This is a genomic window from Bradyrhizobium sp. Mp27, from assembly GCF_029953005.1.
Lineage (GTDB): Bacteria > Pseudomonadota > Alphaproteobacteria > Rhizobiales > Xanthobacteraceae > Bradyrhizobium > Bradyrhizobium barranii.
This window is the reverse complement of record NZ_JASAUS010000028.1, coordinates 1-25,437: the sequence shown is the minus strand read 5'-3', so window position 1 is coordinate 25,437 and position 25,437 is coordinate 1. Positions and strand designations below refer to the sequence as shown.

The following is a 25,437-nucleotide window of genomic DNA, read 5'->3' as shown; positions in this document are numbered from 1 at the left end:
TTAGGGAATTCGCGCGCGCTCACCTAAGCGTCACTGCAAGCGCCTGCCGTTGGGGGAACGACGGCATGACGCAAGCAAACAGACATGTTGGGGTGCGCGTTGAACAGTCTTCGTATGCTGCGGTCGGTCGTCTTGGCGACCGCGTCTGCTTTCGCAGTTGTACCGCAGGCATCGCTTGCGCAGTCCTCGGCGCAAGGCGGTGCGCAAAACCTGCCGTCGGTCACCGTCAACGCGCCGGAAACGCGCCGCCGCGCGCCCGCTGCCGCCGTGCGCCGCGCGGCGCGGCCGTCGCCGCAGACCGCCGCCAGCCGCAGACCGCTTCAGCAACGCAATGTCGGCTTCGTCGAAACGCCGCGCGGACCGGTGAACGGCTACGTTGCCACCCGCAGCTCGTCCGGCACCAAGACCAACACGCCGATCATGCAGACGCCGCAGTCGGTCTCTGTGATCGGCGCCGAGCAGATCCGCGACCAGAAGCCTAACAAGCTCGACGAGGTCCTGCGCTACACCGCGGGCGTGCGCGCCGGGACCTTTGGTGCGGACACCCGCAACGACTGGTGGCTGATCCGTGGCTTCAAGTCCGACGACATCGGACTGTTCCTCGACGGCATGCAGCTGTTCTACACGGCGTATGCGAGCTGGCGGATTCCGCCGTTCAACATGGAGCGCGTGGAGGTGCTGCGCGGTCCGTCGGCAGTGCTTTACGGCGGATCGAGCCCGAGCGGCATCGTCAACGTCATCAGCAAGATGCCGCCGACGGAGCCGATCCGCTACGTCGAGACCGGGGTCAACAATTTCGGCAACGCCTATGTCGGCTTCGATGTCGGCGGCCCGGTCGCGACGCAGCCCGAAAACGGCAAGCTGTTCTACCGCGTCGTCGGCCAGGTGCAGAACGGCCCGACCCAGGTCAACTTCACGCCCGACAACAACTACTTCATCGCGCCGTCTTTCACTTGGAAGCCGGATGCCGACACCACCTTCACGGTGCTTGCTTCGGCGTCGAAGACCGACACCCGCGGCATCAACTTCCTGCCTTACCAGGGCACGGTGACCAACGCGCCGTTCGGCAAGATCCCGACCAGCTTCTTCGCCGGCGATCCCAGCGTCGATAAGTTCACGCGCGAGCAGGAGATGCTCGGCTATCAGTTCGAACGCAATCTCACCGACGATCTAACTTTCCGGCAGAATGCGCGATTTGCGCATATCGACCTGACCTATCGCGGTTACATCGGCAACGGCTGGGACAATATCAATGCGGCCTCTCTCGGTCGCTACAATTGGTATGCGAAGGATACCGCCAACCAGGCCGATCTCGACAACCAGCTGGAATATCGCTTCAACACCGGTCCTGTCAGGCACACGATGCTGTTCGGGGTCGATCTGAAGGGCTATCAGATCGACGACTATCAGGCCTTCAACTTCGGCACCGTTCCTCCGATCAATGTGCTCAATCCGGTCTACGGCATTAACATCCCGCTCACAGGCCCGCCGTTCCGTAACTTCCTGATCACGCAGAAGCAGGCCGGCACCTACCTCCAGGACCAGATGAAGCTCGGTAACTTCACGCTGGTGCTGAGCGGCCGCAACGATTGGGTCGAGACGACGCAGGCCGCCCGTGACACGGGGGCGACGCTCGCCAGCAACAATGACAGCCAGTTCAGCGGTCGCGCCGGCCTGATCTACAATTTCGACAACGGCATCGCGCCCTATATCTCCTACGCAACGAGCTTCAACCCGATCATCGGCCTCAACGCGCAAAACCAGCTGTTCCAGCCGGAGACCGGCCAGCAGGCTGAGATCGGTGTGAAGGTCGCGCCGACGGGCTTCGACGGCTACTTCACCGCCTCATTGTTCGATCTGAAGCGCCAGAACGTCCCGACCACCGATCCGGTTATCACCACGCTGCAGAACCAAACCGGCGAGGTGACCTCGCGCGGCATCGAGCTCGAAGCGGTCGCAAATGCGACGAAGGAGTTGAAGTTCATCGGCGCCTTCACGGCCTATCATCTCTTCACCAGCAGGGACCTGAACCCGGCGCTGGTCGGCAAGACGCCGACCAACACGCCTGAGCTCCTGGTCTCGGGCTGGGCCGACTACACCTTCAAGGATGGACCGCTTGCGGGATTCGGCTTCGGCGGCGGCGTGCGCTATGTCGGCGCCTCCTGGGCGGACGCCGCCAACACCCTCGAGGTTCCCGCGGTCGTGCTCGGCGACCTCGCGGTCCACTACGAGTGGCAGAACTGGCGCACGGCAATCAACGTGATCAACCTGACCGACAAGATCTACGTCGCAAGCTGCGCGGCGGCCTCGTCATGCTTCTACGGCGACCGCCGGCGCGTCACCGCCAGCGTCTCCTACAAGTGGTAGGCACCGGCGAGGGGAGGGCCTCGTGAAGGCGCGCACGGTCAGGCTCTGGTCCGTGGTCCACACCTGGACCAGCCTGATCTCGACCGCCTTCCTGCTGCTGCTCTGCCTGACCGGCCTGCCGCTGATCTTCCATCACGAGATCGATGAGCTCCTGGGCTATGCCCCCCAGCCCGAAGCTCATGCGGGCGCGGCGCGTACGACGACGCAAGCCGTCGCCGACGCCGCGCTCGCCGCCGATCCCGGCCGGGTGCTGCAATATATCGCCTGGGACAAGGACGAGCCCGGGATCGTGACCGCGTTCACCAACAGCGCCGTCGACGGGCTGCCTGACAACACGACCGTGCGCGCGTTCGATGCGGTGTCGACCAAGCTGCTCGGACCGGTCGGCATCGGGCCGATGCTGATCATGCTCAAGCTGCATACCGACATGTTTGCCGGCCAGCCCGGAAAACTGTTCCTCGGCGGGATGGGCCTGCTGTTCGCCATCGCCATCATCTCCGGCGTGGTGCTGTACTGGCCGTTCACCCGTCGGCTGCGCTTTGCCACTATTCGCGGCCACGCCTCGCGCCGCGTGCGCTGGCTCGACTGGCACAATCTGATCGGCGTCGTGACGGTGGCCTGGGCGCTGGTGGTTGGTCTCACCGGCGTCGTCAACACCTGGGCCGAACTGATGCTCAACCAGTGGAAGGCCACTGAGCTTGCCAGCATGGTCGCGCCCTATGCCGGCAAGCCTCCGCCGTCGCATCTGGCTTCGCTCGACGACGTCGTGGCGCGTGCGAGGCAGACGGCGCCCGGGATGGAGGTTGCCTTCATCGCGTTTCCGGGAACGCCGTTCACGTCCTCGCACCACTTCGCCGCCTTCATGCGCGGCGACACGGCGCTGACGGCGCGGCTGCTCAAGCCGGTCCTGCTCGACGGCGAAACAGGGGAGGTCGCCGACAGCCGGGCGCTGCCGGTCTATCTCCAGGCGCTCCTGATCTCGCAGCCGCTGCATTTCGGCGATTATGGCGGGATGCCGCTCAAGGTGATCTGGGCCCTGCTCGACATTCTTACGATCGTTGTGATCAGCAGCGGCCTCTATCTCTGGCTGGCACGGCGGCGCAAGCGCGCGCCCGCCCGGAGCGACGCATTCGCCAGACGAACCCCGGTCCCGTCGTGATGCATGGCTCCTCTGACCGCTCGGGCCTGTGGATACGTGTCTTTGCTGCACCCATCTTGCTCGCGGCTGCGACCATCACCGGCCTGCTGGCTGCGCTGCTCTGGGGAACGGTCGGCCAGTATGTCGCCTGGGTGACGGTGGGAGCCCCGGTGCTGGTCGTTGCCTGGGTTTGGGTGCGCTGCCGCACCCAGAAAACCGGGCAATTATCGCAGACGACACGCGGCAAATAGTTGCCTCGGCCCGTGTGCCGCAATCTTCGAACGGCTGCCCTGCAAAACTGTGGCCGCCCTTGCTGGGATTGGCGATCTGCTCCATACCAGCCGCGGGGCGATTCCGGGATTTCTATCGTTCTGGGGGCGGCAAAGGGCCTAAAAAGAGCGTGTCTTGCGCCCATTGGTGCACTGCGCTAAGGCTCAGAACAATTCCAAACTGGACGAATCCGTGGCTGTCCCGAGGCTGCGGGAAAAAGGGCTCGTCAATGAGCGGCATTCTGCAGAACTATCTTCCACTCGTCGTCTTTATAGGGGTAGCGGGCCTCATCGGCCTCGTGCTGCTGATCGCGCCCTTCATCGTGGCGTTCCAGCAGCCGGACCCGGAAAAGCTGTCGGCGTATGAGTGCGGTTTCAACGCCTTCGACGACGCTCGCATGAAGTTCGACGTCCGCTTCTATCTGGTCGCCATCCTCTTCATCATCTTCGACCTCGAGGTGGCGTTCCTGTTTCCCTGGGCGGTGGCGTTCGGCAAGCTTGGCGCGACCGGCTTCTGGTCCATGGTGGTGTTCCTCGGCGTGCTCACGGTCGGGTTCGCCTATGAATGGAAGAAAGGAGCACTGGAATGGGATTGAACCCTGCAACGGCCTCGGGTCCGGTCGTCGCGCCGGCCCCCAAGGGCATCCTTGATCCGTCGACCGGCAGGCCGGTTGGCGCCAACGATCCGTTTTTCCTCGAGGTCAACTCCGAGCTGTCCGACAAGGGCTTCTTCGTGGCCGCGACCGACGACCTCATCACCTGGGCCCGTACCGGCTCGCTGATGTGGATGACCTTCGGTCTCGCCTGCTGCGCGGTCGAGATGATGCAGGTCTCGATGCCGCGCTACGACGTCGAGCGCTTCGGCTTCGCCCCGCGTGCCTCGCCGCGCCAGTCCGACGTGATGATCGTCGCTGGCACGCTGACCAACAAGATGGCGCCTGCGCTGCGCAAGGTCTACGACCAGATGCCCGAGCCGCGCTACGTCATCTCGATGGGCTCCTGCGCCAATGGCGGCGGCTACTACCACTATTCCTACTCGGTCGTGCGCGGCTGCGACCGGATCGTGCCGATCGACATCTACGTGCCGGGCTGCCCGCCCACGGCGGAAGCGCTGCTCTACGGCGTGCTGCTGCTGCAGAAGAAGATCCGCCGCACCGGCACCATCGAACGTTAAGGTTTTACGTCATGGACGACGCCAAGCTCGACGCACTGGGGCAGATGATCGTTAGCGCGCTTCCGGGCGCCGCCATCGGTCATTCGGTTGCCTTCAACCAGCTCACGGTGGATGTCGAGGTCAGCAAGATCGTCGAGGTGGTCAAGTACCTCCGCGACGATCCGAAATGCCGGTTCATCAACTTCACCGACATCACGGCCGCAGACTATCCGTCGCGCGAAAAACGCTTCGACGTGATCTATCACTTCCTGTCTCCGACCCTGAACACGCGGATCCGGCTCAAGGCCCAGGCCGACGAGACCACGCAGGTGCCGTCGCTGATCGACGTGTTCCCGGGTGCGGACTGGTTCGAGCGCGAGGCCTACGACCTCTATGGCGTGTTCTTCGTCGGGCACCCCGACATGCGCCGCCTGCTGACCGATTACGGTTTCGAGGGCCATCCGCTGCGCAAGGATTTCCCGACCACCGGTTTCGTCGAGGTCCGCTACGACGACCAGGAGAAGCGGGTGGTGTACGAGCCCGTCCGGCTCAACCAGGAATTCCGCAAGTTCGATTTCCTTTCGCCGTGGGAAGGGGCGGACTATCCGCTTCCCGGTGACGAGAAGGCGGGACCGAAGGTCTGATCATGAACGAGCAACCCGAACAGCTTCGCAATTTCACCATCAACTTCGGGCCCCAGCATCCGGCTGCGCACGGCGTGCTGCGTCTGGTCCTGGAGCTTGACGGCGAGGTCGTTGCCCGCGTCGATCCCCATATCGGCCTGCTTCACCGCGGCACCGAGAAGCTGATCGAGCAGAAGACCTATCTCCAGGCGATCCCTTACTTCGACCGGCTCGACTACGTCGCGCCGATGAACCAGGAGCATGCCTTCTGTCTCGCCGCTGAAAAGCTGCTCGGCATCGAGGTGCCGCGCCGTGGCCAGTTGATCCGCGTGCTCTATTGCGAGATCGGCCGCATCCTCTCGCACCTCCTCAACGTCACCACGCAGGCGATGGACGTCGGCGCGCTGACCCCGCCGCTGTGGGGCTTCGAAGAGCGCGAGAAGCTGATGGTGTTCTACGAGCGCGCCTCCGGCAGCCGTATGCACGCAGCCTTCTTCCGCGTCGGCGGCGTGCATCAGGACCTGCCGCAGAAGCTGGTCGACGACATCGAGGCCTGGTGCGATCCGTTCCTGAAGGTCGTGGACGATCTCGACCGTCTTCTCACCGCCAACCGCATCTTCAAGCAGCGCAACGTCGACATCGGCGTGGTGCCGCTGAAGGAAGCCTGGGAGTGGGGTTTTTCGGGCGTCATGGTGCGCGGCTCGGGCGCGGCCTGGGACCTGCGCAAGTCGCAGCCCTATGAGTGCTACGCCGAGATGGATTTCGACATCCCGATCGGCAGGAACGGCGACTGCTACGATCGCTACCTGATCCGCATGGAAGAGATGCGCCAGTCCGTGCGCATCATGAAGCAGTGCATCCAGAAGCTGAACGCAGCCGACGGGAAGGGGCCTGTCGTCGTCGAAGACAACAAGGTCGCGCCGCCGCGCCGCGGCGAGATGAAGCGCTCGATGGAAGCGCTGATCCATCACTTTAAGCTCTACACCGAGGGCGTCCACGTGCCGGCCGGCGAGGTCTACGCCGCGGTCGAGGCGCCGAAGGGAGAGTTCGGCGTCTATCTGATCTCCGACGGCACCAACAAGCCCTACAAGTGCAAGATCCGCGCGCCGGGCTTTGCGCATCTGCAGGCGATGGACCACATCTGCCGCGGCCATCTGCTCGCCGACGTCTCGGCGATCCTGGGCTCGCTCGACATCGTGTTCGGAGAGGTCGATCGGTGATGGCGCAGGCGCCAATCCAGTTTGACCGTGCCTCGGGGGCCCTTGAAGGGGCCAACCTGTGGGAGCGGACGGCTGCCTTGGCGCTGGTGACGGGATCGAAGATCTCCTCGCATTTCTCGCACATGGGCTACATCGCCTGCGCGAACCTGCTGCGGAAGACGCTGCCCGAGCGCAACATCGCGATCAGGCTCAATCCCGACGCCGTGTTCGAATTCCCCTACGGCGACGGCTATTGGAGCAAGCTGCTCAACCGCTCCTACAATTACGAGGACGAGCTGGAGGTCCTGTTCGCCGACTCCATCGACGTCGACTACACGCTGCTCGATTGCGGCGCCAATTACGGCTACTGGTCGGTGCTGGTCTCGAGCAAGCCGTTCGGATCGCACAAGGCGATCGCGATCGAGCCGTCGGGGCAGAACTATCCGAAGCTTGCCAACAACGCCCGCGTCAACGGCAACCGCTTCGAGACCCTGAAATGCGCCATCGGTGCGGCGCGCGGCACCGCGCGGCTGTCAGGCACCAAGCATGAGGCCTTCAGCATCGCCGGCGCACCGTCGGCGGGCGGCGAGGACGTGCCGGTTCTCGCGCTCGACAATCTCATCGATGACGGCAAGGTGGCGGCCCACGGCAAGTACCTGATCAAGCTCGACGTCGAGGGCGTCGAGATCGAGGCGATCAAGGGCGGCGCACGGCTGCTTGAGACCGACAGCGTCATCATGTGCGAGGAGCACGGCAGCGACCGCTCTCATGCGGTGTCGCGCTTTATCCTCGAACAGACGCCGCTGAAGCTGATCGTGTTCGATCCGCGCAGCAACCGGATGGAGACCGTGACCGAGCTGTCGATCCTCGACCGCATCAAGGTCTCGACCCATGTCGGCTACAACGTTTTCGGCACCGCAAGCGCATTCTGGCAGGACAGGATCGATGCCCTGAATGCGAAAACAGCGCGCCGTATGCAGTGAGAGAATAGAGATGTCCGTTCGCCGATTAGCACCGAAGGAAGTCCAGCCCGCGAGCTTTGCGTTCACGGAGGAGAACCTCGCATTCGCCAAGCAGCAGATCGCGAAATATCCGGCCGGCCGGCAAGCCTCCGCTGTCATCGCCATCCTCTGGCGCGTCCAGGAACAGCACGACGGCTGGGTCTCGGAAGCTGCGATCCGGGCCGTCGCCGACCTGCTCGACATGCCCTATATCCGCGTGCTCGAAGTCGCGACCTTCTACACGATGTTCCAGCTCGCCCCCGTCGGCAAGAAGGCCCACGTCCAGGTCTGCGGCACCACGCCGTGCCGCCTGCGCGGTGCTGAGGATCTCATCCACGTCTGCGAGCACCGCATCCACCACGAGCCGTTCCATCTGTCCAAGGACGGCAATTTCAGCTGGGAAGAGGTGGAGTGCCTCGGTGCCTGTGTGAATGCGCCGATGGTGCTGATCGGCAAGGACACCTATGAGGATTTGACCAAGGAAACCTTTGGCAAGGTGCTCGATGGTTTCGCCTCGGGCAATCCGCCGAAGCCCGGTCCGCAGAACGGCCGCCAGTTCTCGGCGCCGACGGGTGGGCCGACCACGCTGAAGGAGATCACCTGATGCGTGATCTCCCCGCAATTGGAGGGAACGAGGCCGTGAACAAATGGGGCTTCGTCGCCATGCATGCCGCGGTCGCGGCCGCCTTCATGTTCCTGCTGCAGCGCTTCGTGATGAACGCGACGCAGGAGAGCAGCCTACTCTGGGCGCTGACCTTCGCCGTCTGCGCCGCCGGACTTGCCTACAAGCAGTCCAATCGTTGATCGGAAAGCACTGAAATGCTCGAGGACAAGGACCGCATCTTCAAGAACCTCTACGGCCTCCACGACTGGGGGCTCGAGGGCGCGCGGCGCCGCGGCGCCTGGGATGGTACGAAGAATATCATCGACAAGGGCCGTGACTGGATCATTAACGAGATGAAGGCGTCGGGCCTGCGCGGGCGCGGTGGCGCCGGCTTCCCGACCGGCCTGAAATGGTCGTTCATGCCGAAGGAATCGACCGACGGCCGGCCGAGCTATCTCGTCGTCAACGCCGACGAATCCGAGCCCGGCACCTGCAAGGATCGCGAGATCATGCGGCACGATCCGCATCTCCTGATCGAGGGCTGTCTGATCGCGAGCTGCGCGATGAACGCGCATGCCTGCTACATCTATGTCCGCGGCGAGTTCATCCGCGAGCGCGAGCATCTCCAGGCCGCGATCGACCAGGCCTATGAGGCAAAGCTCGTCGGCAAGGACAATGTCAACGGCTGGCCGTTCGACATCTACGTCGCGCACGGCGCCGGCGCCTATATCTGCGGCGAGGAGACCGCGCTGCTCGAAAGCCTCGAAGGCAAGAAGGGCCAGCCGCGCCTGAAGCCGCCGTTCCCGGCCAATGTCGGCCTGTTCGGCTGCCCGACCACCGTCAACAACGTCGAGTCGATCGCGGTTGCGCCCGACATCCTACGGCGCGGCGCGGCCTGGTTCGCCGGCATCGGCCGTCCGAACAATGTCGGCACCAAGCTGTTCTGCATCTCCGGCCATGTCGAGCGGCCCTGCAACGTCGAAGAGGCCATGGGCATTCCGTTCCGTGAGCTGATCGAGAAGCATTGCGGCGGCATCCGTGGCGGCTGGGACAACCTCAAGGCCGTGATCCCCGGCGGCTCGTCGGTGCGCATGGTGCCGGCCGAGCAGATCATCGACACGCCGATGGATTTCGACTCCCTGAGCAAGCTGCGCTCGGGCCTCGGCACTGCGGCGGTGATCGTGATGGACAAGTCGACCGACCTGATCCGCTCGATCGCCCGCATCTCCTATTTCTACAAGCACGAGAGCTGCGGCCAGTGCACGCCGTGCCGCGAGGGCACGGGCTGGATGTGGCGCGTCTTGACCCGCATGGCTGACGGCCGCGCCCACAAGCGCGAAATCGACATGCTGCTGGAGGTGACGAAACAGGTCGAAGGCCACACCATCTGCGCGCTCGGCGACGCAGCCGCCTGGCCGATCCAGGGCCTGATCGCGCATTTCCGTCACGAGATCGAAGCGCGCATCGACCAGTATTCGCACAAGGCTGACATCGACGATATCGGCGTCCGCGATCCCGTGAACATGGTCGCGGCGGAGTAAGAGACATGACCAAGCTCATCATCGACGGCAAAGAGATCGATGTCCCGGCCGAGTACACGCTGCTTCAGGCATGCGAGGCCGCCGGCGCCGAGATTCCGCGCTTCTGCTATCACGAGCGTCTGTCGATCGCCGGCAATTGCCGGATGTGCCTCGTCGAAGTGAAGGGCGGCCCGAAGCCGGTCGCAAGCTGCGCCTGGGGCGTGCGCGATTGCCGTCCGGGTCCCAAGGGCGAGCCGCCGGAAATCTCCACGCGTTCGCCGATGGTGAAGAAGGCGCGCGAAGGCGTGATGGAATTCCTTCTGATCAACCATCCGCTGGACTGCCCGATCTGCGACCAGGGTGGCGAGTGCGACCTCCAGGACCAGGCGATGGGCTATGGTGTCGACACCAGCCGCTTCGCCGAGAACAAGCGCGCCGTCGAGGACAAGTACCTCGGCGCGCTGGTCAAGACCTCGATGAACCGCTGCATCCAGTGCACGCGCTGCGTCCGCTTCTCGGCGGAAGTCGCCGGCGCGCCCGAGATGGGCGCCACCGGCCGCGGCGAGGACATGGAGATCACGACCTATCTCGAGCACGCGCTGACGTCCGAATTGCAGGGCAATCTGGTCGACATCTGCCCGGTCGGCGCGCTGACCTCGAAGCCCTATGCATTTGCGGCGCGCCCGTGGGAGCTCGGCAAGACCCAGTCGATCGACGTCATGGACGGCGTCGGCTCGGCGATCCGCGTCGACACCCGCGGTCGTGAGGTGATGCGCGTGCTGCCGCGCATCAACGAGGCCGTGAACGAGGAGTGGATCTCCGACAAGACCCGCCACGTCGTCGACGGCCTGCGCACCCAGCGCCTCGACCGGCCCTATATCCGCGAAGCCGGCAAGCTGCGGGCGGCGAGCTGGCCGGAAGCCTTTGCCGCGATCGCCGCGAAAGCGGCGCGCACCGACGGCAAGCGCATCGGCGCGATCGCCGGCGACCTCGCCGGTGTCGAAGAGATGTTCGCGCTGAAGGACCTGCTCGCCAAGTACGGCTCGGGCAATCTGGCCGTGCAGGGCGGCGACGCCTTCGATCCCGCGCTCGGCCGCGGCTCCTACATCTTCAATCCGACGCTGGTCGGCGTCGAGCAGGCCGACGCGTTGCTCATCGTCGGCGCCAATCCGCGCAAGGAAGCGGCCGTGTTCAACGCCCGCATCCGCAAGCGCTGGCGCGCCGGCGGCTTCAAGGTCGGCGTGATCGGCGCCAAGGTCGACCTGACCTACGACTATGATCATCTGGGTGCGGGCACCGAGACGCTCGGCGAGCTCGCGGCCGGCAAGCACTCCTTCATGGACGTGCTGAAGAACGCCAAGAACCCGATCATCCTGGTCGGCGCAGGCGCGGCCTCGCGTCACGACGGCGCCGCCATTCTCGCCGCTGCCGCCAAGCTCGCGCTCGATGTCGGCGCGGTGAAGGACGGCTGGAACGGCTTCGGCGTGCTGCACGAGACCGCCTCGCGCGTCGGTGCGCTCGATATCGGCTTTGTCGCCGGTGCGGGCGGACTGAACGCCGCACAGATGACGACCTTCGGCACGCTGGACCTGCTGTTCCTGCTCGGCGCCGACGAGATCAAGCCGTCGGATGGCACCTTCGTCGTCTATATCGGCACCCATGGCGACCGCGGCGCGCATCGCGCCGACGTGATCCTGCCGTCGGCTGCCTATACCGAGAAATCCGCGATCTACGTCAACACCGAAGGCCGCGTGCAGATGACCGGCCGTGCCGCGTTCCCGCCGGGCGAAGCCCGCGAGGACTGGGCGATCGTGCGCGCGCTGTCGGAGGCGCTCGGCAAGAAGCTCGGCTACGACTCGCTGTCGGCACTGCGCCAGGCGATCTTCAAGGCCGTGCCGCACCTGATCCGCCTCGACCAGATCGAGGCCGGCGCCGCCGACCAGATCAAGAAGCTGGCGGGGAAGGGCGGCTCGCCGGAGAAGGCGCCGTTCAAGCCGGCGATCGAGGACTTCTATTTGACCAACCCAATCGCGCGTGCGTCCGCCGTGATGGCGGAATGCTCGCGGCTTGCCTCCGGGCAGATGCTGACCGCAGCGGAGTGAGCCGATGGAATTCTTCGAAAGCGCATTCTGGACCGGTTTCCTCTGGCCGCTGATCATCATGGTCGCGGAGAGCGTCCTGGTGCTCGTCGTCCTGCTGGTCGCGATCGCCTACATCCTGCTCGCCGACCGCAAGATCTGGGCGGCGGTGCAGATCCGCCGCGGCCCGAACGTGGTCGGCCCCTGGGGCCTGCTGCAGTCCTTCGCGGACCTGCTGAAGTTCGTGCTGAAGGAGCCGATCATCCCGTCCGGCGCCAACAAGGGCGTGTTTCTCCTTGCTCCCTTGGTCTCATGCGTGCTCGCGCTCGCGGCTTGGGCGGTGATCCCGACCAATCTCGGCTGGGTGATCTCCGATATCAATGTCGGCGTGCTCTTCATCTTCGCGATCTCGTCGCTGTCGATCTACGGCATCATCATGGCCGGCTGGTCGTCGAACTCGAAATACCCGTTCCTGGCCGCGCTGCGCTCGGCGGCGCAGATGGTGTCCTACGAGGTCTCGATCGGCTTCGTCATCATCACCGTGCTGCTCTGCGCCGGCACGCTGAACCTGTCGGCCGTCGTCGAGGCCCAGCATGCGCGTGGCCTTGCCAGCCTGATCGGGGTGCCGCAGCTCACCATCCTGAACTGGTATGTGTGGCCGCTGTTCCCGATGTTCGTGATCTTCTACGTCTCGGCGCTGGCGGAAACCAACCGTCCGCCGTTCGACCTCGTGGAAGCTGAATCAGAGCTCGTCGCCGGCTTCATGGTCGAATACGGCTCGACGCCGTATCTGCTGTTCATGCTCGGCGAATATGTCGCGATCGTCACAATGTGCGCGCTGGCGACGATCCTGTTCCTCGGAGGCTGGCTGCCGCCGGTGGATCTGCCGCCCTTCAACTGGGTGCCGGGGATCATCTGGTTCTCGCTCAAAGTGTTCTTCATGTTCTTCCTGTTCGCGATGGCAAAGGCGATCGTGCCGCGCTACCGCTACGACCAATTGATGCGCCTCGGCTGGAAGGTTTTCCTGCCGCTGTCGCTGGCGATGGTGGTCGTGGTGGCTGGCGTGCTGCATTTCGCCGGCATCGCGCCGAAGTGAGGGCCGTCATGGGTATCAATGTCAACGCCACTGCACGCTCGCTCCTGCTGTCGGAATTCGTCTCGGCGTTCTTCCTCGCCATGCGCTATTTCTTCCAGCCGAAGCCGACGCTGAACTATCCCTTCGAGAAGGGCCCGATCTCGCCGCGCTTCCGCGGCGAGCATGCGCTGCGCCGCTATCCGAACGGCGAAGAGCGCTGCATCGCCTGCAAGCTGTGCGAAGCCATTTGCCCGGCGCAGGCCATCACCATCGAGGCCGGCCCGCGCCGCAATGACGGTACCCGCCGCACCGTGCGCTACGACATCGACATGGTGAAGTGCATCTATTGCGGCCTCTGCCAGGAGGCCTGTCCGGTCGACGCCATCGTCGAAGGTCCGAACTTCGAGTTCGCGACCGAGACCCGCGAGGAACTGTTCTATGACAAGGCCAAGCTGCTCGCCAATGGCGACCGCTGGGAACGCGAGATCGCGAAAGCGATCGAGCTCGACGCGCCGTACCGGTGAGATGAGAGCATGATCCTTCCCGCGCTGTTCTTCTATCTCTTCGCAGGCGTCTGCGTCGCCTCGGCGGTGATGGTGATTGTCTCGCGCAATCCCGTGCACTCCGTGCTGTACCTGATCCTGGCCTTCGTCAACGCCTCCGGCCTGTTCGTGCTGATGGGCGCCGAATTCCTCGCGATGATCCTGATCGTCGTCTATGTCGGCGCCGTCGCGGTGCTGTTCCTGTTCGTGATCATGATGCTCGACGTCGACTTCCTCGAGCTGCGCGAGGGCTTCATCGAGTACCTGCCGGTGGGCCTCGTGATCGGCGGCATCTTCCTGTTCGAGTTGCTGCTCACCGTCGGCTTCTGGGTCATCAACCCCGGCGTCTCCAAGACGATCACGGCGGCGATCCCGACCAATGTCAGCAACACCGAGGCGCTCGGGCTCGTGCTCTATACGAAATACATCCACTACTTCCAGCTCGCGGGCATGGTGCTGCTGGTCGCCATGATCGGCGCCATCGTGCTGACGCTGCGCCACAAGGCGAACGTGAAGCGGCAGGACATCAACGTTCAGAATGCACGCACGCCCGAGATGGCGATGGCGATGCGCAAGGTGGCGTCGGGGCAGGGGCTCCAGGACAGCGACGCGGCGGAGTGGGTGAAATGACGATCGGGCTCGGACATTATCTGGCGGTCGGCGCGATCCTGTTCACGCTCGGGATCCTCGGCATCTTCCTGAACCGCAAGAACATCATCGTCATCCTGATGTCGATCGAGCTGATCCTGCTCTCGGTCAACATCAACCTCGTGGCATTCTCGACCTTCCTCGGCGACATCGTCGGCCAGGTCTTCGCATTGCTGGTGCTGACTGTTGCGGCTGCGGAAGCCGCGATCGGTCTCGCCATCCTGGTGGTCTATTTCCGCAACCGCGGCTCGATCGCGGTTGAGGACGTCAATCTGATGAAGGGCTGAGCTCAGTCATGGTTCAGGCGATTGTCTTTCTGCCTCTGCTGGGCGCCATCCTTGCTGGCCTGATTGCGCTGTTCGGCGCGCATGCCCGCAACCCCTCGGGCGACGAGGTCGAGCATCACGGCGATCATGGCCACGGCGACGCGCACGCGTCGGCGGCCCATGACGACCATGGTCACGACGATCACGGTCATGATGACCACGGCCATGGCCCGGTCGAGCCGCCGGCTGCGGGCTCGCGCGGTGCCGAGCTGATCACGACCGCGCTGCTGTTCGTCTCGGCGGCGCTGTCCTGGATGACGCTGGTCGATGTCGGCTTCATGCACCACGACATGCGGATTCCGCTGTTGCCCTGGATCATGTCGGGTGACCTCCAGGTTTACTGGACGCTGCGGGTCGACACGCTCACCGCCGTGATGCTGGTGGTGGTGACGACCGTGTCCTCGCTCGTGCACCTCTATTCCATCGGCTACATGGACGAGGATCCGTATCGCCCGCGCTTCTTCGGCTATCTCTCGCTGTTCACCTTCGCCATGCTGATGCTGGTGACGGCCGATAACCTCGTGCAGCTGTTCTTCGGCTGGGAAGGCGTGGGTCTCGCCAGCTATCTGCTGATCGGCTTCTGGTACCAGAAGCCGTCGGCGAACGCGGCGGCGATCAAGGCCTTCGTGGTCAACCGCGTCGGCGATTTCGGCTTCGCGCTCGGCATCTTCGCGATCTTCATGCTGACCGCCTCGACCGATTTCGAGACCATCTTCCACCAGGCGCCGAGCCTGACCGGCAAGACCATCGACTTCCTCGGCTGGCATGCCGATGCGCTGACCCTGACCTGCCTGCTGCTGTTCATGGGCGCGATGGGCAAGTCGGCGCAGTTCCTGCTGCACACCTGGCTGCCGGACGCGATGGAAGGCCCGACCCCGGTCTCCGCGCTGATCCACGCCGCGACCATGGTCACCGCCGGCGTGTTCATGGTGGCGCGCCTGTCGCCGCTGTTCGAGCTCGCCCCGAACGCGCAGGCCGTCGTGATGTTCTTCGGCGCGACCACGGCGTTCTTCGCCGCGACCATCGGCCTCGTCCAGAACGACATCAAGCGCATCGTCGCATACTCGACCTGTTCGCAGCTTGGTTACATGTTCGTGGCGATGGGAGCAGGGGCCTATTCGGTCGGCATGTTCCACCTGTTCACGCACGCCTTCTTCAAGGCGCTGCTGTTCTTGGGCTCCGGCTCGGTGATCTACGCGATGCACCACGAGCAGGACATCCGCAACATGGGCGGCCTCTGGCGCAAGATCCCCTACACCTATGCGGTGATGGTGATCGGCACGCTGGCGCTCACAGGCTTCCCGCTGACGGCGGGCTATTTCTCCAAGGACGCGATCATCGAGTCCGCCTACGCCTCGCATAATCCGTTCGCGATGTACGGCTTCCTGATGACGGTCGTCGCCGCCGGCCTGACCTCGTTCTACTCCTGGCGCCTGATCTTCAAGACCTTCCACGGCGAGCCCCATGACGAGCATCACTACGAGGCCGCGCACGAGGCTCCGATGTGGATACTGGTCCCGATCGGCGTTCTCGCGGTCGGCTCGATCGTCGCGGGCTTCCCGTTCAAGGAGCTGTTCGCCGGTCACGGCGTCGAGGAGTTCTTCCGCGAGTCCGTGAAGATGAACCCGCACATCATCGAGGAGATGCACCACATCCCCGAGACCATCGCCTTCCTGCCGACGGTGATGATGGTGCTGGGCTTCCTGGTGTCGTACCTGTTCTACATCCGCCGGCCGTATCTGCCGGTCGAGCTCGCGAACACCCAGCCGATGCTGTACCAGTTCCTGCTCAACAAATGGTACTTCGACGAGCTCTACGATCTCATCTTCGTCCGTCCGGCGAAGTGGATCGGCTATCAGCTCTGGAAGAAGGGCGATGGCTTCATCATCGACGGCCTCGGCCCCGACGGTATCTCGGCCCGCGTGCTGGACGTCACCCGCAACGTGGTGAAGATCCAGACCGGCTATCTCTATCACTACGCGTTCGCCATGCTGATCGGCGCCGCCGGCCTGATCACCTGGTTCATGTTCGGCTTTGGAGGCCAGTAAATGACAACCTGGCCAATCCTTTCGGTCACGACGTTCCTGCCGCTGGTTGGCGCGTTGATCGTCTATCTCAGCCGAGGCGATGACGCGGCGGCCCGGCGCAATGCGCGCTGGATCGCGCTGTGGACCACGCTGATCACCTTCGCGGTGTCGGTGATCCTGGTGATGCGCTTCGATCCGTCGAGCGCCGACTTCCAGTTCGTCGAGAAGGCGAACTGGCTCGCCACCGGCATCACCTACCACATGGGCGTCGACGGCATCTCGCTGCCGCTGGTGATCCTGACCACCGCCATCATGCCGTTCTGCATCATCGCGAGCTGGAAGGCGATCACCAACCGCGTCCGCGAATACATGATGGCGTTCCTGATCCTGGAAACGCTGATGATCGGCACCTTCTCGGCGCTCGATCTCGTGCTGTTCTACCTGTTCTTCGAGGGCGGCCTGATCCCGATGTTCCTGATCATCGGCGTCTGGGGCGGTCCGCGCCGGGTCTACGCGTCGTTCAAGTTCTTCCTCTACACGCTGCTCGGCTCGGTACTGATGCTGCTCGCCATCATGGCGCTGTACTGGAACGGCGGCACCACCGACATCCCGACCCTGATGCACACCGCCGTGCCGCGGTCGCTGCAGACCTGGGCGTGGCTCGCCTTCTTCGCCTCGTTCGCGGTGAAGATGCCGATGTGGCCGGTGCACACCTGGCTCCCCGACGCTCACGTCGAGGCGCCGACCGCGGGCTCGGTGGTGCTGGCTGCGATCCTGCTGAAGATGGGCGGCTACGGCTTCCTGCGCTTCTCGCTGCCGATGTTCCCCCTGGCCTCGCACGACTTCGCCCCGCTGATCTTCACGCTCTCGGCCATCGCTATCATCTACACCTCGCTGGTCGCGCTGATGCAGGAGGACATGAAGAAGCTGATTGCGTACTCGTCAGTGGCGCATATGGGCTTCGTCACCATGGGCATCTTCGCCGGCACCATGCAGGGCGTCGCCGGCGGCATGTTCCAGATGATCTCGCACGGCATCGTCTCCGGCGCGCTGTTCCTTTGCGTCGGCATCGTCTACGACCGCATGCACACCCGCGAGATCGCCGCCTATGGCGGCCTCGTCAACCGGATGCCGCTCTACGCGCTGACCTTCATGGTCTTCACCATGGCCAATGTCGGTCTGCCCGGTACCTCCGGCTTTGTCGGCGAGTTCATGACGCTGCTCGGCACCTTCAAGGTCTCGATCCCGACGGCGTTCTTCGCCACCTTCGGCGTGATCCTGTCGGCGGGCTATGCGCTGTGGCTCTATCGCAAGGTCGTGTTCGGGGCGCTGGTCAAGCCGTCGCTGGCGAGCATGAAGGATCTCACTTTCCGCGAGTGCGTGACGCTGTTCCCGCTGATCGCGCTGACCATCCTGTTCGGCGTCTACCCGAAGCCGGTGCTCGATATGTCGGCCGTCTCGGTCCAGCAACTCGTCAACAATTACAACACCGCTGTGACGGCCGTGAAGGCCGCCGCACTGCTCCAGTGATCGGGCAGGTCAGGATATCGCCATGAGCTTTGAGACTGCAGGTTATCAACTGGCGCCGGTGCTGCCCGAGATTGTTCTCGCGGTCGGCGCGATGGCACTCTTGATGCTGGGGGCCTATCGCGGGCAGGAGACCACCAGGACCGTCACCACGCTTGCGGTCCTGCTGCTGGTCGTGGTCGGCGTGCTCGTCTACGCGCAGCCTGCGGGCAAGCACGTCACCTTCGGCGGCAGCTTCATCGTCGACGACTTCGCGCGCTTCATGAAGATACTGGCCTTGATCGGCTCGGCGGTGACGCTGGTGCTGTCGACCGAGTTCCTGTCGGACCCGTCGCGCCGGATCTTCGAATACGCGATCCTGGTGCTGCTCTCGACGCTCGGCATGATGGTGCTGATCTCGGCCGGCGATTTGATCTCGCTCTATCTCGGCCTCGAGCTGATGTCGCTCGCGCTCTATGTCGTGGCGGCCTCGAACCGCGACAACGCCAAGTCGACCGAAGCCGGCCTGAAGTACTTCGTGCTCGGCGCGCTGTCGTCGGGCATGCTGCTGTACGGCTCCTCGCTGGTCTACGGCTTCACCGGCACGGTCAGCTTCACCGGCATCGCGGCGGCGGCGACGGTCTCGAATATCGGCCTGGTGTTCGGCCTCGTCTTCCTGCTCGCCGGCCTGTGCTTCAAGGTCTCGGCCGTGCCGTTCCACATGTGGACGCCTGACGTCTACGAGGGCGCGCCGACGCCGGTGACGGCCTTCTTCGCCTCGGCGCCGAAGGTGGCCGCGCTCGCCGTCTTCACCCGCGTCACGCTGACCGCATTCCCCGGCATCGTCTCGCAGTGGCAGCAGATCCTGGTGTTCGTGGCGATCGCCTCGATGGCGCTCGGCTCTTTCGCCGCGATCGGCCAGACCAACATCAAGCGCCTGATGGCCTATTCCTCGATCGGCCACATGGGCTTTGCCCTGGTCGGCCTCGCCTCCGGCACGGTCGAGGGCGCGCAGGGCGTCCTGATGTACATCGTGATCTACGTGGCGATGACGCTCGGTTCGTTCTCGATCATCCTCGCGATGAAGCGCAACGGCCAGGCCGTGGAGCAGATCAGCGATTTCGCCGGCCTGTCGCGGACCAACCCGCTGCTCGCCTTCATGTTCGCGATGCTACTGTTCTCGCTCGCGGGCATCCCGCCGCTCGCCGGCTTCTTCGCCAAATGGTACGTCTTCGTCGCCGCCATCAAGGCGAACCTGTTTACGCTCGCCGTCATCGGCGTGCTGACCAGCGTGGTAGGTGCCTACTACTATCTCAGCATCGTCAAGACGATGTATTTCGACGAGCCGGCCGGCCAGGTCGATCCGGTGCGCGTCGAGGTGAAGACGGTGCTGGCGGTCGCGGGCCTGTTCAACATCCTGTTCGCACTGTTCGCGGGCCCGGTGGTGAGCGTCGCCTCCGCCGCGGCAAAGTCGCTGTTTTAGGATGGGGTTCGCGCTCGGTCCTCGCGCACTCTCGGCGGGCTACAAGCTCGCCGCTTTCGAACGGACCGGCTCGACCAACACCGACGCGATCGAGCGCGCACGGGCCGGCGAACCCGGCCCGATGTGGTTTGTGACGTCGGATCAGACCGCCGGCCGCGGCCGCCGCCAGCGCGCCTGGATCGCGCCAAAGGGCAATCTCGCCGCCAGCGTCCTCGAGGTGCTCGATATTGCGCCTGCGGTTGCCGCCACCATCGGGTTTGCAGCGGGGCTTGCGGAAGAGGCGGCCCTGGAGAAGGTCAGCCTCGAGGCCGCGCTCCGGCTTGGTCCTGACCGGCCCAGATACGCCCTGAAATGGCCGAATGACGTCCTCGCGGGCGGCAAGAAGCTGGTCGGCATTGGCCTCGAAGCCGAGGCCATCGGCGATCGTCTCGCCGTCGTCGTCGGGATCGGCACCAACGTCGTGGCGGCGCCGGAGGGCACGCCGACGCCGGCCGTGTCGTTGGCCGCGCTCGGCGTCCAGATCAGCGCGGAAGAGCTGTTCTCGGCGCTGTCCGACGCCTGGGTCGAGTTCCTCGGCATCTGGGACAATGGCCGCGGCTTTGCGGAGATCCGCAAGCTGTGGCTGGAGCGCGCCTGCGGCCTCGGCGAACGGGTCGCGATCAACACGGGAACGATGACGCTGGAAGGCATTTTCGACACCATCGACGACACCGGCTGCCTGATCGTCCGCACCGTTGACGGCCGACGCCTCCCGGTGGCGGCCGGCGAGGTGTTCTTCGGTTCGGCCGCCTCCGTGGGAGCTGCGTGATGGCGAAGCCTGACGAACTGGTATTTGCGCCGCTCGGCGGCGTCGGCGAGATCGGCATGAATCTGTCGATCTACGGCCTCGGCAACCGCCAGCAGCGCGCCTGGCTGGCGGTCGATCTCGGCGTCTCCTTCGGCGACGAGGAGCATCTGCCGGGCATCGACCTGATCATGCCCGACATCAGCTTTCTGGAGAAGGAACGCAAGAACCTGATGGGTCTCGTGCTGACCCACGCCCATGAGGACCATTTCGGCGCCATCATCGACCTCTGGCCGAAGCTGAAATGCCCGATCTATGCCACGCAGTTCAGCGCGGCGCTGTTCGAGGCCAAATGCGCCGCCGAGCGCAACGCGCCGAAAATCCCGGTGACGGTGGTGCCGTCGGGCGGCCGTGTCGATATCGGCCCGTTCAACGTCGAGTTCATTCCCGTCGCGCATTCGATCCCGGAAGCGCACGCGCTGGCGATCCACACTGACGCCGGCACGGTGCTGCACACCGGCGACTGGAAGATCGACCCGACCCCGACGCTGGGGAGCCCGACCGACGAGAAGCGGCTGCGCGAACTGGGCGAGGAGGGCGTGCTCGCCCTGATCGGTGATTCCACCAACGCCGTGCGTGACGGCCGCTCGCCCTCGGAAGCCGAGGTCGCGCGAACCATCATCGACCTGGTCAAGGCCGCCAAGGGCCGCGTCGCGGTGACGACCTTTGCCTCCAACGTCGCGCGCATCAAGGCCGTCGCCGCCGCGGCCAGGGCTGCCGATCGCGAGGTCGTCGTGGTCGGCCGCGCCATGGAGCGCGTGGTGCAGGTCGCACGCGAGACCGGTTATCTCGACGGCGTGCAGAACTTCCGCTCGCCCGAGGTCTACGGCCATCTTCCGCAGGACAAGGTGCTGGCGCTGTGCACCGGCAGCCAGGGCGAGCCGCGCGCGGCGCTGGCGCGCATCGCCAATGACGACCATCCCGAGATCACGCTCAACCGCGGCGACAGCGTGATCTTCTCCTCGCGCACCATCCCGGGCAACGAGAAGGCCGTCGGCTCGATCATCAACAATCTCGTGCTGCAGGGCGTCGAGGTCCTTACCGACCGCGACCATCTGGTCCACGTCTCCGGCCATCCCCGCCGCGACGAATTGCGCGACATGATCGCCTGGACCAAGCCGCAGCTCCTGATCCCCGTCCATGGCGAGGCGCTGCACCTGAACGAGCATGCCAAGCTCGCGCGCGCCGCCGGCGTGCCGCGCGTCCTGGTCGTTCGCAACGGCGACCTGATCAAGCTCGGCCCGGGCGATCCCGGCATCATCGGCGAGGTGCCCTCCGGCCGGATCTACAAGGACGGCACGATCTTGGAGGACTCCAAGTCCCGCGCCGTGGTCGAGCGCCGCCGCATGGCTTTCTCCGGCTGCGCCTTCGTCGCGGTCGCGATGACGGAGCAGGGCGAGCTTGCCGACGACCCCGAGGTCGATCTCGTCGGCATTCCCGAGAAGAACCGGGACGGCGAGCCCTTCGACGACCTCGTCTTCGACGCCGTGGTCTCCACCATCGAGGGCCTGCCGAAGGCGCGCCGCCGCGATGCGGATGCCCTGGCTGAGTCGGTGCGACGCGCTGTCCGGGCCGTCATCAACGAACATTGGGGCAAAAAGCCCCCCTGTCTGGTACACGTCCTGACGGTGTAGTTGAGCATGGTCTTCGGATCATGCGCTGAGGGAGAAGAAACATGCTGGGTCGCCTCAATCACGTCGCGATCGCGACCAAGGACGCCGTCAAGTCCGCGAAGATCTATGGCGCGGCGTTCGGGGCGCAGATCTCGGAGGCGGTCGCGCTGCCCGAGCATGGCGTCACCACCGTGTTCGCGACCCTGCCCAATACCAAGATCGAGTTCATCGAGCCGCTCGGCGAGGCCTCGCCGATCGCGAAGTTCCTCGAGCGCAATGCCGACGGCGGCATCCATCACATCTGCTACGAGGTCGTCGACATCATCGCCTCGCGCGACACGCTGGTGAAGGAGGGCGCGCGGGTGCTCGGCGACGGCGTGCCGAAGATCGGCGCGCACGGCAAGCCGGTGCTGTTCCTGCACCCGAAGGATTTTTCCGGGGCACTGGTCGAAATCGAGCAGGCGTAGGGCGCCGGATCATGGCCATCCAGATATCGACCGCGCTTGCGATCTACTTCGTCATCTGGTGGATCGCGCTGTTCCTGACGCTGCCGTTCGGCGTGCGCAGCCAGCACGAGGACGGCGTCGGCGCGCCCGGCACCGACCCCGGCGCACCGGTCCTGACGCGGATGAGAGGCAAGCTGATCTGGACCACGATCATCTCGGCGATCATCTACGGGATCGGCATCGCGGCCTATCATGCCGGCTATCTTTCGATCGAGCGCTTGTCCAAATTGATGGGAATGCCGTTCTAGAGCATGATCCGGAAAAGTGTGCAGCGGTTTTCCGAGCGGATCATGCTCAAACAATAAGACGATTTTTGCCGGCAATATTGTTTTGGGGGAAACGAATGACTTTTCAGCGGATCGTCATCGCGCTTCTGGTGCTGATCGTCGCCGGCCTTGGCGTCATCGGCTATTTCGAGTGGAAGATGGCCGTGCAGGTCCGAACGCTGAAGGCGTTCGTCGAGGGCTCTGTCTTCAACGAAGCCGTGATGGCCTGCGAGCAGGCCAAGAGCTCGACGCCGTTCAAGTGGAACGGGGGCAAGAGCACCTCGGTGATCGGCCTGAACTCGGTCAAGCTGGACAAATACACCGTCAGCGCCAGCTACACGCTGGTGGCGGACAGCGTTTATTGTGATTACGATCCCATCAAAAGAAAGGCCGAGATCGGCTCGAGCTTCCTGGAGCGGGAGTAACGATCCGGCCATGCCAAGAGCATGATCCGGAAAAGTGTGAAGCGGTTTTCCGATAAGATCATGCTCAAATACCATGGGGTGGGATCGTCATGGCCGACGCGGGGGACTACCGGATTCTGCATGAGGCGGCCTTGCGGGACTATCTCGCGGGCATTCCCGACCTGAAGGCACTGCTTGGCGGCGAGCCGGCCGCCTGGAGCATCACCGAGGTCGGCGACGGCAATCTCAATCTCGTCTTCATCGTCAAGGGCGCGCGCGGCGGCGTCGCCGTGAAGCAGGCGCTGCCCTACGTCCGCCTCGTCGGCGAGAGCTGGCCGCTGCCGCTGTCGCGGGCCCATTACGAATATCTCGCCTTGTCGAAGCAGGCCCAGCTCGCGCCCGGCCTCGTGCCGGCCCTGCTGCACCACAGCGAGACACTGGCGCTGACGGTGATGGAGCTGCTCGAGCCCCACATCATCATGCGCAAGGGGATGGTCGCCGCAACGCAATATCCCGGTTTCGTGGACGACATCACCACCTTCATGGCGCGCACCCTGTTCTTCACCTCCGACCTCGCCCTGTCGGCGGCCGAGAAGAAGCAGGGCATCGCCGCCTTTGCCGGCAACCACGCGCTCTGCAAGATCACCGAGGATCTGATCTTCACCGATCCCTACCGCATTGCCGAGCAGAACCGCTGGACCGCGCCTTATCTCGACGGCCTGGCCGCGGAGCTGCGCGACGACATGGACCTGCACGTCGTGATCTCCCGCCTGAAGCTGAAGTTCATGGCAAGCCCCGAGGCACTGCTCCACGGCGATCTCCACACCGGCTCGATCATGGTGACGGAGAGCCAGACGCGCGTGATCGATCCCGAATTCGCGTTCTACGGCCCGATGGGATTCGACGTCGGCGCCGTGCTTGCGAACCTCCTGATGGCCTATTTTGCCTCGGCGGGTCACGAGCGCACGCCGGGTGAACGGCAGGCGTTCGAAGGCTGGGTGCTGGAGACGGTCGAGCAGGTCTGGAGCGAGTTCGCCCGCAAGTTCCTCGATCTCTGGCGCGCTGGCGCCACCGGCGATGCCTATCCGGTCACGCTCTTCGCCGGCGAGAAGGGCGCCGCACGCCTGGAAGCCGAGCGGCAGGCTTACATGCAGCGGCTATTCACTGACACCGTCGGCTTCGCCGCCGCCAAAACCCTCCGCCGTATCTTCGGCCTGGCCCACAACATCGACTTCGAGCTGATCGAGGACCCGAAGAAGCGCGCGATCAGCGAAGCCCGCGCCGTGCGGCTCGCGCGGGCGATGATGGTGGAGGCGGGGGCATTTGGGACGATCGCCGACGTCACCGGCGCCGCACGAAAGCTGCGGGACCGGATGCCGGAGTTTGCGAATGGCTAGGGGCCGATGCGCTTCAATATAGCCGCATCGGCAGCAGGACGCCGTCCGTGCCGGCCAGCAGACCCCAGGTCTCGTTGGCCGCGACCTCGAACTCCCGGCTCTGGGCCATGCCGTCCTCGACCTTGAGGGTGACCTTGTACTTGCCGGGCGGCAGATCGATCTTTTGGCCTTCAGGTATTTCGGCTGCGGCGGAGTCGGAGTGCGCCAGTTTCTCGCCGGCGTGCGCCGCCAGCTTGACGGTCTGGCCGGCGACGGTGATGACCGCCGCCTCGTCCGACTTGTTGCCGAGCATCAGCTTTGCCTGCCTCGGCCTCGGCAGGAGGCCGGCATTCGCGATACCCGGCTTGCGCAGCGAAAGTTCGGCGATTGTCCTGTCGTCCTGACGGGAAAGCCGGAGCAGGACCGGTCCACGGGCCGTCGTGAAGGTGATCACGGCCCGGTCCGGTTCGACCACCGTCTCGATCCAGCCACGCTTGCCGAGCTCGGCGCGATAGAAGCCGAGCACCGCCGCGAGATCGCGCGGGGTCTCGGCGTAGACCGACGTGATGAACGGCGAATTCTTCGCCGTAGCGATGCTCCAGCTCTCGGGCAGTGGCAGACCGGTGCCCTGGGAAACCCTGGCTTCGAAACCCGCACCTGCGCCCCGTGCGACCGCTCCGACGGGGATGCTGAGCAGTCGTTCGACGAAATTATCCGGAGTGTCATGGCCCCGGACCGCCCACCACGTTTCGTCAAGATCCCCGCGGGTCACTTCAAATTCCTCCGGGTGTGGTCAGTCAAATTCCTCCACCCGCGAGGCAGGACAAGGGACTGTTAGTTTGAGTTTGTTTCCCGGGCAAGAGCTTCAG

At 64.6% G+C, this 25,437-nt stretch carries 26 protein-coding genes; 25 read left to right on the top strand and 1 reads right to left on the bottom strand.

Annotated elements, in window-relative coordinates; genetic code table 11:
* Positions 1-114: 114 nt before the first annotated feature.
* From QJT78_RS16935 to mtnK, 25 genes are all read left to right on the top strand, one after another.
* Positions 115-2,367: a TonB-dependent siderophore receptor gene (locus tag QJT78_RS16935; protein WP_038943029.1), complete on the top strand. Its 2,253-nt coding sequence runs from the start codon at positions 115-117 to the stop codon at positions 2,365-2,367.
* 22 nt (positions 2,368-2,389) lie between these two features.
* Positions 2,390-3,526, top strand: coding sequence for a PepSY-associated TM helix domain-containing protein (locus QJT78_RS16930; protein WP_049807573.1), 1,137 nt, complete (start codon positions 2,390-2,392; stop codon positions 3,524-3,526).
* Positions 3,526-3,756 (top strand): hypothetical protein, encoded by a 231-nt coding sequence (locus tag QJT78_RS16925; RefSeq protein WP_038953082.1) that lies wholly within the window; start codon positions 3,526-3,528, stop codon positions 3,754-3,756. The genes QJT78_RS16930 and QJT78_RS16925 overlap by 1 nt, the downstream gene beginning before the upstream one ends.
* Before the next feature lie 248 nt (positions 3,757-4,004).
* Positions 4,005-4,370, top strand: coding sequence for an NADH-quinone oxidoreductase subunit A (locus tag QJT78_RS16920; protein WP_007603535.1), 366 nt, complete (start codon positions 4,005-4,007; stop codon positions 4,368-4,370).
* Positions 4,361-4,948 (top strand): NADH-quinone oxidoreductase subunit B, encoded by a 588-nt coding sequence (locus QJT78_RS16915; RefSeq protein WP_038943028.1) that lies wholly within the window; start codon positions 4,361-4,363, stop codon positions 4,946-4,948. The genes QJT78_RS16920 and QJT78_RS16915 overlap by 10 nt, the downstream gene beginning before the upstream one ends.
* Positions 4,949-4,959: 11 nt before the next feature.
* Complete coding sequence (locus tag QJT78_RS16910) at positions 4,960-5,571, top strand: NADH-quinone oxidoreductase subunit C (protein ID WP_028149049.1); 612 nt, start codon at positions 4,960-4,962, stop codon at positions 5,569-5,571.
* Between the two features lie 2 nt (positions 5,572-5,573).
* On the top strand, positions 5,574-6,770 hold the full coding sequence (locus tag QJT78_RS16905; protein WP_028149050.1) for an NADH-quinone oxidoreductase subunit D: 1,197 nt from the start codon (positions 5,574-5,576) through the stop codon (positions 6,768-6,770).
* Positions 6,770-7,732, top strand: a complete 963-nt coding sequence (locus QJT78_RS16900; RefSeq protein WP_028149051.1) for an FkbM family methyltransferase — start codon at positions 6,770-6,772, stop codon at positions 7,730-7,732. Before QJT78_RS16905 ends, QJT78_RS16900 begins: the two co-directional genes overlap by 1 nt.
* A gap of 10 nt (positions 7,733-7,742) precedes the next feature.
* A complete protein-coding gene (gene nuoE, locus QJT78_RS16895) occupies positions 7,743-8,354 on the top strand; it encodes an NADH-quinone oxidoreductase subunit NuoE (protein ID WP_028149052.1) in 612 nt (203 codons plus the stop codon).
* Entirely contained in the window at positions 8,354-8,554 is a 201-nt protein-coding gene (locus QJT78_RS16890) for a hypothetical protein (protein WP_028149053.1), read from the top strand. The genes nuoE and QJT78_RS16890 overlap by 1 nt, the downstream gene beginning before the upstream one ends.
* Positions 8,555-8,569: 15 nt before the next feature.
* Positions 8,570-9,895 carry an NADH-quinone oxidoreductase subunit NuoF gene (nuoF, locus tag QJT78_RS16885; protein ID WP_014494861.1) on the top strand — a complete coding sequence of 442 codons (1,326 nt, stop codon included), beginning with the start codon at positions 8,570-8,572 and terminating at the stop codon, positions 9,893-9,895.
* Between the two features lie 5 nt (positions 9,896-9,900).
* Positions 9,901-11,976: an NADH-quinone oxidoreductase subunit NuoG gene (nuoG, locus tag QJT78_RS16880; protein WP_028149054.1), complete on the top strand. Its 2,076-nt coding sequence runs from the start codon at positions 9,901-9,903 to the stop codon at positions 11,974-11,976.
* A 4-nt stretch (positions 11,977-11,980) separates the two neighbouring features.
* Positions 11,981-13,048, top strand: a complete 1,068-nt coding sequence (nuoH, locus tag QJT78_RS16875; protein ID WP_028149055.1) for an NADH-quinone oxidoreductase subunit NuoH — start codon at positions 11,981-11,983, stop codon at positions 13,046-13,048.
* 14 nt (positions 13,049-13,062) lie between these two features.
* Positions 13,063-13,551 carry an NADH-quinone oxidoreductase subunit NuoI gene (nuoI, locus tag QJT78_RS16870; protein ID WP_028149056.1) on the top strand — a complete coding sequence of 163 codons (489 nt, stop codon included), beginning with the start codon at positions 13,063-13,065 and terminating at the stop codon, positions 13,549-13,551.
* Between the two features lie 9 nt (positions 13,552-13,560).
* Positions 13,561-14,199, top strand: a complete 639-nt coding sequence (locus QJT78_RS16865; protein ID WP_028149057.1) for an NADH-quinone oxidoreductase subunit J — start codon at positions 13,561-13,563, stop codon at positions 14,197-14,199.
* Entirely contained in the window at positions 14,196-14,504 is a 309-nt protein-coding gene (nuoK, locus tag QJT78_RS16860) for an NADH-quinone oxidoreductase subunit NuoK (RefSeq protein ID WP_008547737.1), read from the top strand. Before QJT78_RS16865 ends, nuoK begins: the two co-directional genes overlap by 4 nt.
* 8 nt (positions 14,505-14,512) lie before the next feature.
* Positions 14,513-16,591: an NADH-quinone oxidoreductase subunit L gene (nuoL, locus tag QJT78_RS16855; RefSeq protein WP_028149058.1), complete on the top strand. Its 2,079-nt coding sequence runs from the start codon at positions 14,513-14,515 to the stop codon at positions 16,589-16,591.
* Positions 16,592-18,100, top strand: a complete 1,509-nt coding sequence (locus QJT78_RS16850; RefSeq protein ID WP_028149059.1) for an NADH-quinone oxidoreductase subunit M — start codon at positions 16,592-16,594, stop codon at positions 18,098-18,100.
* Positions 18,101-18,122: 22 nt separating this feature from the next.
* Positions 18,123-19,559 (top strand): NADH-quinone oxidoreductase subunit NuoN, encoded by a 1,437-nt coding sequence (gene nuoN / locus QJT78_RS16845; RefSeq protein ID WP_028149060.1) that lies wholly within the window; start codon positions 18,123-18,125, stop codon positions 19,557-19,559.
* Position 19,560: 1 nt separating this feature from the next.
* On the top strand, positions 19,561-20,367 hold the full coding sequence (locus QJT78_RS16840) for a biotin--[acetyl-CoA-carboxylase] ligase (protein ID WP_028149061.1): 807 nt from the start codon (positions 19,561-19,563) through the stop codon (positions 20,365-20,367).
* Positions 20,367-22,037, top strand: coding sequence for a ribonuclease J (locus QJT78_RS16835; protein ID WP_028149062.1), 1,671 nt, complete (start codon positions 20,367-20,369; stop codon positions 22,035-22,037). The genes QJT78_RS16840 and QJT78_RS16835 overlap by 1 nt, the downstream gene beginning before the upstream one ends.
* Positions 22,038-22,078: 41 nt before the next feature.
* Positions 22,079-22,483, top strand: coding sequence for a methylmalonyl-CoA epimerase (gene mce, locus QJT78_RS16830; RefSeq protein ID WP_028149063.1), 405 nt, complete (start codon positions 22,079-22,081; stop codon positions 22,481-22,483).
* An 11-nt stretch (positions 22,484-22,494) separates the two neighbouring features.
* Positions 22,495-22,770, top strand: coding sequence for a DUF1467 family protein (locus QJT78_RS16825; RefSeq protein WP_038943027.1), 276 nt, complete (start codon positions 22,495-22,497; stop codon positions 22,768-22,770).
* Between the two features lie 95 nt (positions 22,771-22,865).
* A complete protein-coding gene (locus QJT78_RS16820; protein ID WP_028149065.1) occupies positions 22,866-23,213 on the top strand; it encodes a hypothetical protein in 348 nt (115 codons plus the stop codon).
* A gap of 89 nt (positions 23,214-23,302) precedes the next feature.
* Positions 23,303-24,589, top strand: coding sequence for an S-methyl-5-thioribose kinase (mtnK, locus tag QJT78_RS16815; protein ID WP_028149066.1), 1,287 nt, complete (start codon positions 23,303-23,305; stop codon positions 24,587-24,589).
* A gap of 13 nt (positions 24,590-24,602) precedes the next feature.
* Here the strand turns inward: mtnK and QJT78_RS16810 are convergent, their stop codons facing one another.
* Positions 24,603-25,340, bottom strand: coding sequence for a hypothetical protein (locus QJT78_RS16810; protein ID WP_244433235.1), 738 nt, complete (start codon positions 25,338-25,340; stop codon positions 24,603-24,605).
* Positions 25,341-25,437 lie beyond the last annotated feature (97 nt).